The organism is Mesorhizobium sp. NPDC059025, assembly GCF_042739655.1.
Classification (GTDB): Bacteria; Pseudomonadota; Alphaproteobacteria; order Rhizobiales; family Rhizobiaceae; genus Mesorhizobium.
Map to the genome: position 1 here is coordinate 319,078 of NZ_JBHYIM010000003.1, position 15,451 is coordinate 334,528.

The window sequence follows — 15,451 nt, forward strand, 5'->3', positions numbered from 1 at the left end:
CGATGCGGATACCTCTTCGACGGCTCGGGGTCTATCTGGCCGCCTTCCTGTTTGCCATCGTGGTCAACTTCACGCTTCCCCGGCTGATGCCGGGGAGCCCGGTCGACAGCATGATCGCCCAGCTCGGGCCACGTGCCACACCGGCGGCGATCGAAGCGATCAAGGCTCGCTTCGGCGCCGTCGAGCAGCCGATATGGCTGCAGTTCGTCGATTATCTGAAGGGGCTGGCCACTTTCGATCTCGGTGTATCGGTCAAATATTATCCGCAGACCGTCACCGAAGTGCTGGCCCGTTCGGCCGGCTGGACCGCATTCCTGGTGGTTACGGCCGTCATTTTCTCCCTCTGCGTCGGCGTCTCCCTCGGCGCAGTGGCAGCCTGGCGGCGAGGCGGGCGCTTCGATGCGTTCGTCTCGCCTTTTTCTGTCGTGCTGATCGCGGTACCGCCGGTCATCATCGCGCTCGCCACGCTGTTCACCTTCGGTGTGACGTTGAGATGGTTCCCGGTGGGCTACGCGTATGACCCCAGCCTCGATCCCGGTATCAACTTTACCTTCTTCGGTTCGGTGTTCTGGCACGCCATCATGCCTGTACTGACGCTTTCGCCCTACATGATCGGCGAATTCCAGACGACGATGCGCTCCTCGATGATCTCTGTACTGGGTGAGGATTACGTCACCATGGGACGGGCCAAGGGTCTCAGTAACACGGCGGTCATGTTCAGCTACGCAGCCCGCAACGCCATGCTGCCGGTGATGACCAATCTGGCACTCATGCTGGGTGCCGTGTTCGGCGGTTCGATCGTCACCGAGATCGTCTTCAACTATCCGGGTCTTGGCCTGACCCTGTTCACAGCAAGCGTGGCGCGCGACTATCCAGTCATCCAAGGCCAGCTGCTGCTGATGACGATGGCCACGCTTGGCGCCAACCTGCTGGTCGATATCCTCTACGGCGTGGTCGATCCCAGGGTGCAGGAGGGACGGACATGAGCTCGGGTCTCAGATTGTTCCTGCGCCAGAAGAAGGCCGTGGCAGGTTTTGTCATTATCGTAGCGCTCTGCCTGATGGCCCTGCTGGCACCGGTGCTGGCACCGGGCGATCCCGCCCAGCGCGTCGGCCGTTCACATCAGCCACCGACAGCCGAGCATGTCTTCGGCACCACCAAGATGGGCCGCGACGTCTATTCGCAGTTCGTCTGGGGCGCGCGACCTTCGCTGGCGGTCGGCTTCGCGACGGGGCTGGCGATCACGGCGATCGGGACAGCGATTGGCCTGATTGCCGGATATTTCGGTGGCCGCACCGACGCGGTGCTGGACCTGACCACCAATGCGGTGCTGGTCATCCCCAACATTCCGCTGCTTATCCTGCTCGCATCCTTCGCCGGCACCGTTGGGCCAATGGCGATCATGGCCATCATCGCGCTGACGTCCTGGCCCTGGGGTGCGCGCATGACGCGGGCGCAGACCTTGTCGCTGAAGAACCGTGAGTTCATCGTTGCCGCGCGCATGGTGGGTGAACCCTGGTGGCGCATTGTCTTCGTCGAAATCCTGCCCAATCTGGTGCCGTTGATCGGCATCAATCTGGTCGGCTCGATCATCTATGCGATCGTGGCGCAGACGACACTGGAATATCTCGGTTTCGGCGATCCGCTGAATGTCACCTGGGGTACCATGCTCTACAATGCCCAGAATTCTTCGGCGATCATCGTCGGTGCCTGGTGGGATATCGGCGCGCCAGCGCTTGGCATCGCCATCGTCGGGCTGGGGCTGGCATTGCTGAACTTCACCTTCGACGAGATCGCCAATCCGCAACTTCGCTCCGGTCCGGCGCTGAGCCGCTGGCTGCGGCTCAACCGGCTGCGTGCCCGTGAATTGAGGGCCGTCCGATGAACACGCCGCTGCTTCGAATCCAGAACCTCGACGTCGACTACCTGATCGACGGTGGCGCATTCCGCGCCGTCAAGAATGTGTCCTTCGACATTGGCCGCGGTGAATTGTTCGGGCTTGCCGGTGAATCCGGCTGCGGCAAGAGCACCATTGCCTACGCCATCACGAGGCTGTCGAAGCCGCCGGCCTGGGTGGCGGGCGGCCAGGTGCTGCTCGATGATCAGGACCTCTTGAAACTGCCGGAGGCGGCGCTGCAGAAGGTGCGCTGGCGGCGCATCGGCATGGTCTTCCAGAGTGCGATGAATTCACTCAATCCGCTGATGCGGGTGGCGGCGCAATTCCATGATGTGCTGGCCCGCCATACCGGTGCGACCAGGGCACAGTCGCGCGCTCGCGCCGAGGAGATGTTCAAGCTGGTCGGCATTTCGCCAACAAGGCTGGACGACTACCCCTATCAGTTCTCCGGTGGCATGCGGCAGCGTATCGTCATTGCGATCTGCCTCGCCTTGCGGCCGGAACTGATCATCATGGACGAGCCGACGACGGCACTCGATGTGGTGGTGCAGCGCGAGATCCTGGAACAGGTCATCGACCTGCAGCGCAGCCACGGTTTCTCGGTGCTCTTCATCACCCACGACCTGCATCTGATGGCGCAGCTCTGTCACCGGGTCGGCGTGATGCTGAAAGGCGAATTGGTCGAAGTTGGCGATGTGCGACAGGTCAGTCGTGCGCCGGCACACGAATATACGCGCAAACTGTGGGGTTCGATCCCGCAATTGCCGGGACATGGAGCGGCGGCATGAATGCGCAGCCGAGCCTTTCCGTCGACGGCGCCGAGGCGCTGACCGAGCCTGTGGTGAGGCTCGAGAATATCGAGCGCAGTTTTGGCGTTGTCCAGGCGTTGCGTGGCATTTCATTGGCGCTGAAGCCGGGGCGTGCGTTGGCGTTGGTGGGCGAGTCCGGCTGCGGCAAGACAACCTGCGCGCGTATCATCGCCCGGATGGACGAACCGACGGCCGGCAAGATGTATTTCCGCGGTCGCGATATCACCCATCCAGGCGACAGGGCGGGTGAGGCTGCCTACAGGCGGGCCGCACAGATGGTTTTCCAGGATCCGTTCGCTTCGCTCAACCCCGTATTTTCGATACAGCACCACCTGGCGCGGCCATTGAAGCTGCATGGACATGCCCGCAGCAAGGCCGAAGAGGTTTCAGGCGTCGCCAGGCTGCTCGCCTCGGTGGGATTGGATCCGGCCGTGACGGCCGCGAAGTTTCCGCATGAGCTTTCCGGTGGCCAACGCCAGCGCGTCAACATCGCGCGTGCCCTTGCCGTGCGGCCGGACGTGCTGGTGGCAGACGAACCAACCTCCATGCTCGACGTATCGATCCGGCTGGGAATTCTTGAACTGCTGTCAAACATCAAGCGCGAAAGACAGCTTGCGCTACTCTACATCACCCATGACATTGCGACTGCGGCGCATGTCGCGGAAGAGGTGATCGTGATGTTCGCCGGCCAGATGGTGGAGTGGGGTGATACCGAGACAGTGATCCGGAACGCCAGGCATCCCTATACCAAGCTGCTGCTATCGGCGGTGCCGGATCCGGACCGGCCTTTCGTACCGGGCGACAGCGCGCGCTTCCTCAGGCATGCCGAAGAGGTCCGCCGCATCAGCCGACCGGCCTCCAACATCGTCGAGCAGGTTGGTCCGAACCATTTCATCCGCGCACTCGGCGCTTGAAAAAGGAGATTTCAAAGAATGATTCAATCGATCGGTCGATGGCCAACTAAACGTTAAGCGAGACTTCCGGGTCAAAATCGATCCAACCATTCTTCCAAATCTCCTGAAGCGGCAGAACAATATGGATTACCTCGTCAATCTTTCCCTCTTGAAACCGGAGCCGGCGCTGGACGAGCGTATGCAGAAGGCCGGGATAACGATCCGCAGGGCTCTGGCGCCCGAGCTCGAGCTGGTCACCACCTGGGTGCGCAAGACCTTTGGTGCCGGCTGGTCGAGCGAGACAGCCGTCGCCATCATGCGCCAGCCGCCGACCTGCTTCCTGGCAACACGCGAAGAGAAGTTGATCGGTTTTTCCTGCCATGAATCGATCGCACGCGGCTTCTTCGGCCCGACGGGCGTCGACGAGGCGGCAAGGGGATTGGGTATTGGCCATGCGTTGCTGCTTGCTTCGCTGCTCGATCTCAAGACGATGGGCTACGGCTACGCCATCATCGGCGATGTCGGCCCTTCGGAATTCTACGAGCGCACGGTGGGGGCGACGATGATCCCCAACTCCGAACCCGGCATTTATGCCGGGCTGTTGAAATCACCATCGCCTGATGATTGATGCGCCGGCTCGCCGAAGGGCGGGCAAGGCAGGTGCCGGAAGCCGCTGCTCTTCGAGGGGAGGGGCCGGTCGGGGATGCAAGTGCCAGAAACCTACAATGCAACGTTTGCCAGACGAAAGTTCGACATGACCATCCAGCCGAAATCAGCCCTCCGCCTGCAGACCCATTGGACCCCCGCTGCTGACGGCGAGAGCCTTGCCTATTCGCTGACGCTGACCAATCTCTCGGCCCGACCTGTTTCCGGTTTCAAGCTTTGCGTCAGTGGTCCTGCCCGCATTGATCCCGCGGCAGCAGTCGAGGGAGGCATGCTGACCGCGCGGCTTTCCAACCACTCCGAACTGTCGCCCCCGGACGGGTTCGTCCTGGAGCCCGGGGCGTCATGGACAGTGACCGCGCGTGGATTGTCCTATCCGCTGCGTCATTGGACGGATGGCGCCAACACCGCTTATGTCGCTTTCGCCGATGGGACAACGGTTCCAGTATCGGCGGCTCCGACCCAGGCCAAGGGAGATAACGCGCCGCTGAAGCGTGGCGCTGAAATCTATCCCGTGCCGCATGTGGCACCGGTGCAGGTGTCGGTCGTGCCGTGGCCGAACAGCGTTTCCGTGTCGGGCCGCGCCGCGGTGCCGCAAGGCCTGTCGATCGAGGCAAAAGGCGACGAGGCCAAGGCAGCTGCGTCCGCTTTTGCCGAATTGGTCGAAGGGCTGTTTCCGGTTGAAGGCATCGTGCGGCCGGAAGGAGAGGGCGGCTTACCGGTCTCCCTTGTGCTCGCCGATGATTTTGCCCCGGAGGCCTATGTGATCCGCTTCGGCGGTGGACGGGTGATGATTTCGGCAGCGACACGCACCGGCCTGCTTTACGGGCTGATCACACTGGGTCAGATCCTGCGCGGTGCGCGTCATCATCCGGAGACCTTTCTGTTCCCGCTTGAAGGCGAGATCAAGGACGAGCCGTCGCTCGGCTGGCGTGGCACGCATCTCGACGTGGCCCGCCAGTTCTATGGTACGGCAGAGGTCAGCCGCTTCCTCAGGGTCCTGGCCTGGAACAAGCTCAACCGTTTCCACTGGCACCTGTCCGATGACGAGGCATGGCGCCTGGAGATCGACGCCTACCCGGAACTGACACGCATTGGCGCCTGGCGCGGCCACGGTCTGCCGCTGCCGCCGCTGCTGGGTTCCGGGCCTGAGCGCACAGGTGGCTACTACAGCAAGGCTTCGGTGCGTGAAATCGTTGCGTTGGCGGGCCGTCTCGGTATCGAGGTGATACCGGAGATCGACGTTCCCGGCCATTGCTACGCCATGCTGCAGGCGATCCCGGAACTACGCGATCCGGCAGAGCACGGCGTCTACTATTCGGTGCAGGGTTTCCCCAACAACTGCCTCAACCCGGCACGCGAGGAAACCTACCGGGTTCTCGAGACCATCCTGGATGAGGTGATCGCGCTGTTCCCGTACAAACGCATCCATGTCGGTGCAGACGAGGTGCCGATCGGCGCCTGGTCCGGTTCGCCCGAAGCGCTGGCAAGACTTACCGAACTCGCTGGTCTCGATGTCGCAGCCGCTCATGCCAGGCGCGTCAATGTCGTCACCAACCATCATGGCGCCGACGAGATCGATGGTTCGGGCGCTGCCGTACTGCAGGCGCAGTTCCTTGCGCGCATCCAGAAGTTCCTGGCGTCGCGGGGCTGCATCACCGGCGGCTGGGAAGAAGCCGCGCATGGCGATATCATCGACAAGGACAAGAGCTTCCTGAACGGCTGGCGTTCAGTGGAGATATCGGCCGCCCTTGCCGGTCGCGGCTATGACATCGTGGTCTGCCCCGGCCAGGTCTATTATCTCGACATGGCCAACAGCCCGGCCTGGTCGGAGCCGGGCGCTGCCTGGGCCGGCTGGTCGGAACCGGAGACGCTTTATGGATTTGATCCCATTGAGGGCTGGACCGAGGAACAGAAGAAGCACTTCCTCGGCATACAGTGCTGCATCTGGTCAGAGCCGATGACCGATCGTGGCGTGTTCGACCGGCTGGTCTTCCCGCGCATCTCCGCCCTGGCCGAGACAGGCTGGACGAAACCGGAGCGCAAGTCATGGGAGCGCTTCAAGGCGCTGGCCGGCTTGATGCCGATTCTCTACGGCATCACCGCGGCGACATAAGGCTCCAGCCTCCATCTTCTCCAGAAGACGGAGGCTGCGCAATCCTGCGATTGCTACGGTGTCGGGCGGAAGACACCGTCCTTGTCACGTTTCAGCGGGGCAGTCTGCTCGGGTAGCGGGGCGCCGGGCGCGTCGTTGACAGAAACACCCTGCGGCCAGTCGGCGGGTGCGATCGTGATGTAGCGTGCATAGCCACCCGAACCGCCTTGCGGCTTGGCGAAGCCGATCGTCACCAGCGCGCCAGCCTCGGGGACCTTGTCGAGGTTGGCCACGCCTTCGGCCTGCACGAAGTTGTTGTGCATGAGCCAGTATTCGCCTTCGAGGGTCGGCGTGGTGTCGGTGTCGAGCGGCTCGTGGCCGTGAAACAGGATCTTGCGCTCCAGATGCAGGAACTTCAGCGCGTCGAGACTCACGCCTGGAAACGGCGCCTTGGCGAAGCGTTCCGGCTCATTCCATTTCTTGTACCAGTCGGAACGCACGAACACGACCGAACCTTCGGGGATGCGGCCGTGCTTCTTCTCCCATTCCTCGATGTCGGCGACCTTGAGGTGATATCCCTCGTCGGTCTTCGCCTTGACGCTGATGTCGATCACCACAAGCGGTCTCACCGCGAATGTCGGGGGCAGGTCGCTGATGGTCGCGCCCTTGGGATTCCAATGCGAGGGCGGGTCGAGCTGGGTACCGTACTGGTCGGTGGTCAGGTCATAGGCGCTGGCGACAAAACCATGCTTCTCATAGGTGAACTCCTCACCCTTCTTGACGTAACCTTCGATATCGGCGCCGGCGACTGCCGGCTTGAATTTGGCTGGTCCGAAGCCCGGCCAGACAGGCTGAACCGGCGCAAAGGCATGGGTGAGGTCGATGTATTTCGCAGACTTCAGGGATTGTTCGTAGAATTTCCAGAATGCCGGTTCTTCCGCTGATGCGGCGCTGCTTGCGGCAAGCACCGCACCAAGCGCGACGAGCCGCACAAAGCTCATTGCCTTCATGATCCTCTCCTGTCGATTTGACAGGCAACGATCATGCAATCCTGCCGGCACGGCAAGCATCGTGATTGCGCCTTTCCCGGCCGTTGCGCAAAAACACTGGCGTTGCCGACGGAGAACTTTCATTTCGAGTTTTCAGACAGTCCACGGGAGGACCGTGGCGGAGGGCGTTCACCCTATGATGGATTTTGCGCCGGCGTGAAGCGCGACGCCCAGATGGATTGCCGGGATCAGCAGAACAAGACCGCCGAGGAAAAAGAGAGGAAACGGACTGTCCGATCCGAAGTTGCCCGACGCGAATGCCAGGGAGCCCAGGATTGTCATCGGTATCGCCGCGTAGAAGACTCCACGCCAGTATTTCCGACGGGCCTGCGGCGACGCCTCCAGCCTTCCGCGCATGTAGGCAAACGAGAGACTTACGAATATCCAAAATGACATGAGGCCGAAAACAGCCAGGCCGAAACCGATTCCCCCGAAGACTGCCATCTGCACGTCTTCTTTCCCGCCGGCCAATAGGGCAGACGGTGTGCCAACCAGGAAAGCCCCGCCGCTGACAACGCCGAGTACCATGGCCAGATATCCCAGAACGATAGTAGCGGGCGCTGCCAGGATAATAAATTCAACGAGGTAGACACCTCGCAGCAGGGGTGACGACATCCATCTCTCTCCGGCTTCGTGCCGGTGGCTGGCCGCCGGGGAAGCGACTTCGTCGCGGCTTTCCTTATCTGTCATCGGGCAATCAACTTTTCGCGCAATGCCTCTTTGATACTCTGCATAGCCTCGCGCTTGCTCTGTGGGCCGAATTTTTGCGATGACGCAACGAGCATGCAATGCTGGTGGACGGCAAGCATTGCATCAAGTGCTCCTTGTGCGAAATCGCTGGCGCAGCCGCTGTCTGCTGCGGCTTCTTTCAATCGAGCGGCTTCTGCAGCACATCGAACTGCGGGTTGGTTTCGGAGAAGATCGGCAGCGCCGCGGCGCCGAGAACGGAAGTGTCCTTGCCTGCCGCGCCGATGAGGACGCGTGGCACGGTGCGTGCGCGCGTCGAGGAAACCGACAGATGCAGCGGCTCAAGCCGGCTCGCCAGCAGCTCGATGACGGCAAGCGGCATGAAACCACCGAGCACCACGGTCTCCGGATCAAAGGCGAGCTCGAGGACATCGATGGCCTGCCTCAATGGGGCGGCTGCCTGGTCCGCCCAGGCAAGCAGGCGCTCGTCGCCGGCAGCCAGCAACTCATCGAGCCTCTCAGGGGAAGCGTGATCCGGATCCGGTATTTCGAGGCAATCATAGGCGGCGCGCAGCGAGACGTAACGTTCCAGGCAGCCATGCTTGCCACAGAAACAGGCGAGCCCGCCCGGCTTGACGATCATGTGACCGATCTCGCCGGCATTGTGACGGCTGCCCTTGTAGAGATGGCCGTCGAGGAAAAGACCGGCGCCGAGGCCCGTGCCGATGAAGAGATAGACGAAGCTGTTGAGATTCCTGGCGACGCCATAAAGCCGTTCGCCGATGGCAGCGGCGGTGGCGTCGTTCTCGAAGGTCACCGGCAGACCGGTCAGGCGTTCCAGTTCGGCCGCCACCGGAAAATCCTGCCAGCCGGGCAGGGCGGTCGGGCCGACCGATGTCATGCCCTCGACATCGAAGGGGCCCGGCATCGCCATGCCGACGCCGAGCAGGCGGCTGCGGTCGAAACGGAAGGAACGCACGAGTTCGTCGGTCATCGCCGCGAGCAAAGGCATCGCTTCTGCCGGTGTCGGCCGGTCGACCATGCGCTCGATGCGTGCGCGTAGCGTGCCTGACAGGTCGGTGACGACGCCGACCGCCGTCTGATGGTCAAGCTGCAGACCGATCGAATAACCCCCGTTGGGGTCGATCGAATAGGGCACGGCTGGTTGCCCTCGCGCGCCCTTCTGCGTCGCCTCGGCGCGCAGCAGACCCGCCCGTTCCAATTCGTCGACGATGTTGGAAATCGTCTGTGAACTCAGGGCGGTAAGTCGCGCGATCTGGGCGCGTGAGAGGGCGCCATTGGTCCTGATCGCCTCGATGACAACGCGACGATTGTGCGACTTGGCTTGTTCGAGATTGGTGCCGGCGACAGGTCTCTTCAGGGTCATGTAAACTCTCTACGCGAGTTCCATCGATTATGAAGGAAAATATAAGCCAATCAACTTGATTTAATTAATTTCGCATGGTCTAGTCGGCGCGGCTGTCGGGTTGCACAGGCCGGACAGTCGCCAATCGGGAGGAATCAATGAACAGCTTCTTCAAGGGCGCGGCCTGCGGGCTTGCGCTGCTGATCCATCAGTCGCTTCCGGCTTTCGCCGAGGACGTGACGCTCAACGCGATTTTCATGAAGCAGGCCGCTTATAGCGAGGACGACACCAAGGCTATGGCCAAGGCGTTCGAGGCGGCCAATCCGGGCCTCAAGGTCAATCTGGAGTTCGTGCCCTACGAGGCGCTGCACGACAAGATCGTGGCGGCCCAGGGCGCCGGCTCCTCCGGCTACGACGTTGTCCTGTTCGACGTGATCTGGCCGCCGGAATTCGCTACCAAGGGCTTTCTGCAGGATGTCACCGCCCGCGTCCCGAAAGGCGACAGGGACAAGGTGTTCGACGGCGCGTGGACCACGGTGGACTATGACGGCAAGATCTGGGGCATGCCCTGGATCCTCGACACCAAGTACCTGTTCTACAATGAGGAGATGCTGAAGCAGGCGGGTATTTCCGCTCCGCCCAAGACCTTCGAGGAACTGGCCGAGCAGGCCAAGATCATCAAGGACAAGGGCATCGCCAAATATCCGATCGTCTGGAGCTGGAGCCAGGCTGAGGCGCTGATCTGCGACTACACGTCGATGGTCGGCGGCGCCAAGGGTTCCTTCACCCAGGACGGCAAGCTGTCCTTCGACACGGGCGGTTCGGTCGAAGCCGTCAACTACATGAAAAAGACGCTCGACGACGGAGTCACCAACCCGAATTCGCGCGAATATCTGGAAGAGGACGTGCGCAAGGTGTTCTCGGCAGGGGAAGCCGCGTTCGCGATGAACTGGACCTATATGTTCAACATGGCCAACGACCCTAAGGAGAGCAAGGTCGCCGGCAAGGTGGGTATCGTCCCGGCCCCTGGCTTCAAGGGCAAGGCCGAAGCCTCCGCTATCAACGGTTCGATGGGGCTGGGCATCTCCGCCGGCTCCAAGCATCCCGATGAGGCCTGGAAGTTCATCAGCTTCATGACCTCGCAGGAAACCCAGAACAAATACGCCAAACTCAGCCTGCCGATCTGGAAATCGTCCTATGAGGATCCGGCGGTGACGAAAGGGCAGGAAAAGCTGATCGATGCCGCCAAGGTCTCACTCGGCGTGATGTTCGCTCGTCCGATGACGCCTTCCTATCCGGAACTGTCGTCGATCCTGCAGAAGAACATCCAGCAGGTGCTGCTTGGCCAGGCTTCGACGGACGACGCCATGAAGGCGGCGACCAAGGCCGCCGGACGGCTGCGTTAAGCCACCGGCGCTTCGAGGGGAGAGCACAGCCGTCATGGCCCCAGCCCAACAGGACCGTACGGCTTGGCTTTTGCTGACGCCCATGATTGCGATCATGGTCCTGGTGACGGCCTTTCCGCTCCTCAACACCTTGTGGCTGGCGTTCACCGACGCCAGCCTCACCGGCCAGGGCTATGTGTGGCAATGGATCGGGCTGGAGAACTTCGCCTACATTCTCGATGACAGCGACTTTCGTGCTGCCGTCGGTCACACCGCCTATTTCACCGTGCTGTCGGTTTCAGCCGAAGTGGTGCTCGGCGTGCTGGTTGCGCTGCTGCTCAACCAGGAATTCAAGGGTCGAACCCTGGTGCGGGCACTGCTGATCCTGCCCTGGGCACTGCCCACCATCGTCAATGCCGTGATGTGGCGCCTCATCTACAATCCCGAATATGGCAGCCTGAATGCCTTGCTCACGCAGGTTGGCCTGCTCGATGCCTATCGTTCCTGGCTGGGCGATCCCGCCACGGCGATGAACATGGTGATCCTCGCCGACATCTGGAAGAACTATCCGCTGATCGCGCTGATCGCATTGGCCGGCCTGCAGACGGTGCCGAAGGACCTCTACGAGGCCGCGATCATGGATGGGGCCAATGCCTGGACGCGGTTCTGGAAGATCACGCTGCCGGGCATCATCGGCTCACTCAGCGTCGCGATGGTGCTGCGCGCGATCGAGGCCTTCAAGGTGTTCGACATCTTCTATGTGATGACGCGCGGCGGACCGGCCGATTCCACCAAGACGGTGTCCTTCTTCGTCTACCAGGAATCCTTCACCTATCTGCGCGCCGGCAGCGGTGCCGCCTATGCGCTGACCGTAACCGCGATGAGTGCGCTGATGATTTCGATCTATGTCGTCATGCTGGTACGGCGGGAGAAACGCTCGTGAGACGCAGCCTGACCGCCACCATCCTGGTCTATGTCGCCGTGGCTGTTTTCGTGGCCTCCATTCTGGCGCCGGTGGCGTGGCTGTTCATCATGAGCATTTCCGACGCCAACGATCTCACCACCATTCCGTTGCGCTGGATTCCCGAGCAGCCGGATTTCTCGCGCTACGCGCGGCTGTTTTCGCTGGAGGAAGGATCGGCCGGACTGGCATTCCTGTCGGCGCTGCGCAATTCGGTTGTCGTCGCGCTCAGCGCCACCGCGATCGCGCTCGCTGCCGGCATTCCAGCCGCTTACTCTTTCTCGCGTTTCCCCGGTCGCATGCCGCTGCTCTATGCGGTGATCGTCACCTACATGATGCCGCCGGTGGCGCTGATCCTGCCGCTCTACAAGGTGTTTTCGGCGCTCGGCCTGCTCAACAACGTCACCTCGCTGATCATCGTCTATTGCACCATCCTTCTGCCCTTCGTGACCTGGCTGATGAAGTCGGGCTTCGACAGCGTGCCGGTGGAGATCGAACAGGCCGCATCGATCGACGGGGCAAACCTGTTCCAGATCATGACCCGCATCACGCTGCCGGTCGCGGCCGCCTCGACAGGCGCCGCCGCACTGTTTGCGCTGCTGCTTGCCTGGGACGAATTCTTCTACGCGCTGCTCTACACAAGCGATACGCGCGCCAAGACCCTGCCGGTGGCGATTGCTGACTTCGCTGCCGGTCGCGCCACCGACTACGGACTGATCTCGGCAGTGGGGCTGCTGGCGGCGTTGCCGCCGGTCATGATCGGCTTCTTCCTGCAGAAATCGCTGCTTTCCGGCCTCTCTGCCGGCAGCGTGAAAGGCTGACCATGGCGACGGAGGCAACAAGCGGCAAGGGGCTTGCGCTGCTGCAGGCCGAGATGGCGCGGCAAGGCGCGGATGCGGCCGCCTCGCTGTCATCGAATGGAACAATGGCGGCTGAGCTGGCCGCGAGCATCGGGCGCACCGGCCGGCTGGTCCTGATCGGCATGGGCGCGTCGCACTATGCCAATCGCATGGTTGAAACATCCTGGCGCCGGCTCGGTGTCGATTGTCGGGCAGAAACGGCGGGGGATGTGCTGCTGCAGGAATTGCCGCTGCTGCCGCAAACGATCGTGCTGATCTCGCAATCCGGTGAATCCGGGGAGATCCTGCAGTTGCTGGATCTGCTGCCTCGTGGCGCAGACCTTTTTGGCATGACGCTGGCGCCACAGAGCACGCTCGGGCGCAGCTTGCGGTGTCTCGTTGGCATCGGCGGCCAGGAGGTGGCGTTCGCTGCGACGCGCAGCCTCACCGTCACGCTGGCCCTGCATGCGACAGTCCTGGCGGCGGCAGGCGGTGAAATCGGCAGCTTTGCTGCCGCCCTTGCCGCATCGCCTCAGTTCGCGTTGGATGAAGCCGTTGAGGCGTTGGCACGGAAAAATTCGGTCATCATCGCCGGGCGCGGCGAATTGCGAGGGCTGGCGGAAGCCAATGGCCTGATGCTGATGGAGCTGGCCCGCATTCCGGCGTTCGGCTTCGAATTCGGCCAGTTCCGTCACGGCCCGCTCGAGGCACTGGCGCCTGATCTTGGCGTGCTCCTGCTGCGCGGGGCTGGTGCGCTCGGCGCCGGTACGGCTACGCTCGCCAAGGCAGCGCTCAGTGCCGGCACTGTACCGGTGATCTTCGATTGCAGCGGTGAAGCGCCGATCGAAGGCGGGGTGACCGTCGCATTTCCACGCAGCGAGGGGCTCTCCGCAGTCGCAGTTATGCTGCCCGCCTTGCAAAAGCTCATCATTGCCGTTTCCGGCCGCAAGGTTGCGGGCGTCGGCGAACCGGTGCGCTCGTCTAAGATAACCGGAATTGACCATGAAGCATGAACGCCCACACCGGCCCGACGGGCCATCCATCCACGTCATTGGCGGCGTCATGGTCGATCTGATCATGGGGCCGGTGACGCCCTGGCCACGTCCCGGAACCGAGACCTTCGTCGACCATTCGGAGCTGCGCGCAGGTGGGCCAGCGGGTAACACGGGGTTGGCGCTCAAGGCGCTGGGTGTACCGCACCACATCGTCTGCAACGTCGGTAACGACATGTTCGGCGCCTGGCTGACCGAAACATTCGGTGAGGTTGCTCGCAACTGGCCCCAGGTGGCAACCCCCACCGCGCTATCGGTCGGTGTCGAGCATCCAGGTGGCGAGCGATCGTTTCTCACCACGGCAGGCAATCTTGCCGTGCAGACCCCGGAGAGCATGCTGGCCATGCTGCCGGAGGAAGCAACTGCCGGTGACATTGCGCTGCTGACAGGTTCTTTTCTCTATCTCGACCTGATCGACGCTTTCGCGACGATGCTGGCCGCCGTCTCGGCGCGAGGTTTTGCAGTTGCCCTCGATACCGGCTGGCCTTCGGACGGCTGGACCGATGCGATCAAGGCGTCCACCGTGGCTTGCCTCGCACATTGCGACCATGTGCTGCTGAACGAGATTGAAAGCCTTTCGCTGTCCGGTGAACAGACCGTGGAAGCGGCCGCCGGATGGCTCGCGAACCGCGCCAAACCCGGTGCCATCGTCGTCGTCAAACGCGGCGGCGACGGCGCTTCCGCCTGGCACGACGGCAAGGTGACACATGTGCCGGCACCTGCCGTCGCGGTGATCGACACCACCGGTGCCGGCGATACCTTCAACGCCGGTTATCTTGGCGCTCTGCTGGATGGGGCTACCCTGGAGGATGCACTGCGTGCCGGCGTCGCGGTGGCTTCCGCGGCTATCGCTTCCTCACCGCGGCGCTACGTTTCCTTGGACGTTGCACTGCGCTGAAATTCTTCTCGTTGTTGACGCCTTGACATGCCGGCCAAGCCCAGACTTGTTGGGCAGGTGATGCGGGCCTGCTTGTTGGCCTGGTGCCGACAAGGAAAAGCATGCGCGCGGCCAAGGGGAAGGCAAACAGCGACAACGGTGCCGAAAAGCCGATGCCTGCGGTGCGTCGGGCCGGCTCCAGCGTGCACGCGCATGTCGCCAACGAGATCGGCCTTGCCATCGTGCGTGGCGACTACCCGCCTGGCAGCATCCTCCCCAACGAAACGAAATGGGCGGAAACCTTCAACGTCAGCCGTTCTGCAGTGCGCGAAGCCATCAAGATGCTGATGGCCAAGAGCCTGCTTGCGTCTCGCCCCAAAGTCGGCAGCCGGGTCGAGCCGCGCGAACGCTGGAACCTGCTCGACCGGGACGTGCTGGGCTGGTACGCAACGTCGCCCGATCGCGGCGCTTTCCTGCGCACGGTGCAGGAGTTTCGCCACCTGATCGAGCCGGAGGCGACGGCGTTCGCCGCCATGCGCCGGACTGAAGAGCAGATGGAGGAGATTTCCCGCGCCTGCCGCGACATGAACAATGCCGCAACGCTGGAAGAGCGCACGCGTGCCGACACGCGTTTTCATCTTGCCATACTGCGCGCGTCCGGCAACGACCTTCTGGTGCCGCTTGGTGTTCTGATCGAACAGGCTTTCGACCATTTGTTCGTGCATGTGACGCGTGAGGGTGACGATCTCGAGACCGCCCAGAAGCTGCATGAACTGGTCGAGAAGAACATCCGCCTGCAGCGTCCAGATGCAGCGCGCGCCGCGGTGCGCAAGCTGCTTGCCAACACCGACAAGGTGGTGGGACGCGAACCTGAATGA

16 protein-coding genes are annotated in these 15,451 nt (G+C 62.4%); 12 read left to right on the forward strand and 4 right to left on the reverse strand.

Going from position 1 to position 15,451, the window contains the following annotated elements; translation table 11 throughout:
• The first annotated feature begins 2 nt into the window (after positions 1-2).
• From ACFWYE_RS09510 to ACFWYE_RS09535, 6 genes are all read left to right on the forward strand, one after another.
• Positions 3-986 carry an ABC transporter permease gene (locus ACFWYE_RS09510; protein WP_379068257.1) on the forward strand — a complete coding sequence of 328 codons (984 nt, stop codon included), beginning with the start codon at positions 3-5 and terminating at the stop codon, positions 984-986.
• Positions 983-1,885, forward strand: coding sequence for an ABC transporter permease (locus ACFWYE_RS09515; RefSeq protein WP_379068260.1), 903 nt, complete (start codon positions 983-985; stop codon positions 1,883-1,885). The genes ACFWYE_RS09510 and ACFWYE_RS09515 overlap by 4 nt, the downstream gene beginning before the upstream one ends.
• Positions 1,882-2,685, forward strand: coding sequence for an ABC transporter ATP-binding protein (locus ACFWYE_RS09520; protein WP_379110984.1), 804 nt, complete (start codon positions 1,882-1,884; stop codon positions 2,683-2,685). Before ACFWYE_RS09515 ends, ACFWYE_RS09520 begins: the two co-directional genes overlap by 4 nt.
• Positions 2,682-3,620, forward strand: a complete 939-nt coding sequence (locus tag ACFWYE_RS09525; protein ID WP_379068266.1) for an ABC transporter ATP-binding protein — start codon at positions 2,682-2,684, stop codon at positions 3,618-3,620. Before ACFWYE_RS09520 ends, ACFWYE_RS09525 begins: the two co-directional genes overlap by 4 nt.
• A 121-nt stretch (positions 3,621-3,741) precedes the next feature.
• Entirely contained in the window at positions 3,742-4,227 is a 486-nt protein-coding gene (locus ACFWYE_RS09530) for a GNAT family N-acetyltransferase (protein ID WP_379110986.1), read from the forward strand.
• A gap of 126 nt (positions 4,228-4,353) precedes the next feature.
• Positions 4,354-6,378, forward strand: coding sequence for a beta-N-acetylhexosaminidase (locus ACFWYE_RS09535; protein ID WP_379111401.1), 2,025 nt, complete (start codon positions 4,354-4,356; stop codon positions 6,376-6,378).
• A 53-nt stretch (positions 6,379-6,431) separates the two neighbouring features.
• Here the strand turns inward: ACFWYE_RS09535 and ACFWYE_RS09540 are convergent, their stop codons facing one another.
• The 4 genes from ACFWYE_RS09540 to ACFWYE_RS09555 form a co-directional block, all read right to left on the reverse strand.
• A complete protein-coding gene (locus tag ACFWYE_RS09540) occupies positions 6,432-7,367 on the reverse strand; it encodes a cyclase family protein (protein ID WP_379110988.1) in 936 nt (311 codons plus the stop codon).
• A 168-nt stretch (positions 7,368-7,535) separates the two neighbouring features.
• Positions 7,536-8,096, reverse strand: coding sequence for a hypothetical protein (locus ACFWYE_RS09545; protein WP_379110990.1), 561 nt, complete (start codon positions 8,094-8,096; stop codon positions 7,536-7,538).
• The gene (locus tag ACFWYE_RS09550) at positions 8,093-8,278 is read right to left on the reverse strand and encodes a hypothetical protein (protein ID WP_379068278.1); all 186 of its coding nucleotides are present in this window, start codon (positions 8,276-8,278) and stop codon (positions 8,093-8,095) included. Before ACFWYE_RS09550 ends, ACFWYE_RS09545 begins: the two co-directional genes overlap by 4 nt.
• The gene (locus ACFWYE_RS09555) at positions 8,275-9,480 is read right to left on the reverse strand and encodes an ROK family transcriptional regulator (RefSeq protein WP_379110992.1); all 1,206 of its coding nucleotides are present in this window, start codon (positions 9,478-9,480) and stop codon (positions 8,275-8,277) included. Before ACFWYE_RS09555 ends, ACFWYE_RS09550 begins: the two co-directional genes overlap by 4 nt.
• Before the next feature lie 137 nt (positions 9,481-9,617).
• Here ACFWYE_RS09555 and ACFWYE_RS09560 point away from each other — a divergent pair, with 137 nt between their 5' ends.
• The 6 genes from ACFWYE_RS09560 (at position 9,618) to ACFWYE_RS09585 (ending at position 15,451) form a co-directional block, all read left to right on the forward strand.
• Complete coding sequence (locus ACFWYE_RS09560) at positions 9,618-10,865, forward strand: extracellular solute-binding protein (RefSeq protein WP_379068284.1); 1,248 nt, start codon at positions 9,618-9,620, stop codon at positions 10,863-10,865.
• Positions 10,866-10,899: 34 nt separating this feature from the next.
• Positions 10,900-11,787: a carbohydrate ABC transporter permease gene (locus tag ACFWYE_RS09565; RefSeq protein WP_379068287.1), complete on the forward strand. Its 888-nt coding sequence runs from the start codon at positions 10,900-10,902 to the stop codon at positions 11,785-11,787.
• Positions 11,784-12,626 carry a carbohydrate ABC transporter permease gene (locus ACFWYE_RS09570; protein WP_379068289.1) on the forward strand — a complete coding sequence of 281 codons (843 nt, stop codon included), beginning with the start codon at positions 11,784-11,786 and terminating at the stop codon, positions 12,624-12,626. The genes ACFWYE_RS09565 and ACFWYE_RS09570 overlap by 4 nt, the downstream gene beginning before the upstream one ends.
• A 2-nt stretch (positions 12,627-12,628) precedes the next feature.
• Positions 12,629-13,657, forward strand: a complete 1,029-nt coding sequence (locus ACFWYE_RS09575; protein ID WP_379110994.1) for an SIS domain-containing protein — start codon at positions 12,629-12,631, stop codon at positions 13,655-13,657.
• A complete protein-coding gene (locus tag ACFWYE_RS09580; RefSeq protein WP_379110995.1) occupies positions 13,647-14,594 on the forward strand; it encodes a carbohydrate kinase family protein in 948 nt (315 codons plus the stop codon). The genes ACFWYE_RS09575 and ACFWYE_RS09580 overlap by 11 nt, the downstream gene beginning before the upstream one ends.
• 152 nt (positions 14,595-14,746) lie before the next feature.
• Positions 14,747-15,451, forward strand: coding sequence for a FadR/GntR family transcriptional regulator (locus ACFWYE_RS09585; RefSeq protein WP_379111403.1), 705 nt, complete (start codon positions 14,747-14,749; stop codon positions 15,449-15,451).

What these genes read in the sequence shown, in the direction of transcription:
- ACFWYE_RS09515 (WP_379068260.1), top strand. Translation starts at nt 983, where the DNA reads ATGAGCTCGGGTCTCAGATTGTTCCTGCGCCAGAAGAAGGCCGTGGCA.
- ACFWYE_RS09510 (WP_379068257.1), top strand. Translation starts at nt 3, where the DNA reads ATGCGGATACCTCTTCGACGGCTCGGGGTCTATCTGGCCGCCTTCCTG.
- ACFWYE_RS09560 (WP_379068284.1), top strand. Translation starts at nt 9,618, where the DNA reads ATGAACAGCTTCTTCAAGGGCGCGGCCTGCGGGCTTGCGCTGCTGATC.
- ACFWYE_RS09580 (WP_379110995.1), top strand. Translation starts at nt 13,647, where the DNA reads ATGAAGCATGAACGCCCACACCGGCCCGACGGGCCATCCATCCACGTC.
- ACFWYE_RS09525 (WP_379068266.1), top strand. Translation starts at nt 2,682, where the DNA reads ATGAATGCGCAGCCGAGCCTTTCCGTCGACGGCGCCGAGGCGCTGACC.
- ACFWYE_RS09530 (WP_379110986.1), top strand. Translation starts at nt 3,742, where the DNA reads ATGGATTACCTCGTCAATCTTTCCCTCTTGAAACCGGAGCCGGCGCTG.
- ACFWYE_RS09575 (WP_379110994.1), top strand. Translation starts at nt 12,629, where the DNA reads ATGGCGACGGAGGCAACAAGCGGCAAGGGGCTTGCGCTGCTGCAGGCC.
- ACFWYE_RS09540 (WP_379110988.1), bottom strand. Translation starts at nt 7,367, where the DNA reads ATGAAGGCAATGAGCTTTGTGCGGCTCGTCGCGCTTGGTGCGGTGCTT.
- ACFWYE_RS09565 (WP_379068287.1), top strand. Translation starts at nt 10,900, where the DNA reads ATGGCCCCAGCCCAACAGGACCGTACGGCTTGGCTTTTGCTGACGCCC.
- ACFWYE_RS09555 (WP_379110992.1), bottom strand. Translation starts at nt 9,480, where the DNA reads ATGACCCTGAAGAGACCTGTCGCCGGCACCAATCTCGAACAAGCCAAG.
- ACFWYE_RS09535 (WP_379111401.1), top strand. Translation starts at nt 4,354, where the DNA reads ATGACCATCCAGCCGAAATCAGCCCTCCGCCTGCAGACCCATTGGACC.
- ACFWYE_RS09545 (WP_379110990.1), bottom strand. Translation starts at nt 8,096, where the DNA reads ATGACAGATAAGGAAAGCCGCGACGAAGTCGCTTCCCCGGCGGCCAGC.
- ACFWYE_RS09585 (WP_379111403.1), top strand. Translation starts at nt 14,747, where the DNA reads ATGCCTGCGGTGCGTCGGGCCGGCTCCAGCGTGCACGCGCATGTCGCC.
- ACFWYE_RS09520 (WP_379110984.1), top strand. Translation starts at nt 1,882, where the DNA reads ATGAACACGCCGCTGCTTCGAATCCAGAACCTCGACGTCGACTACCTG.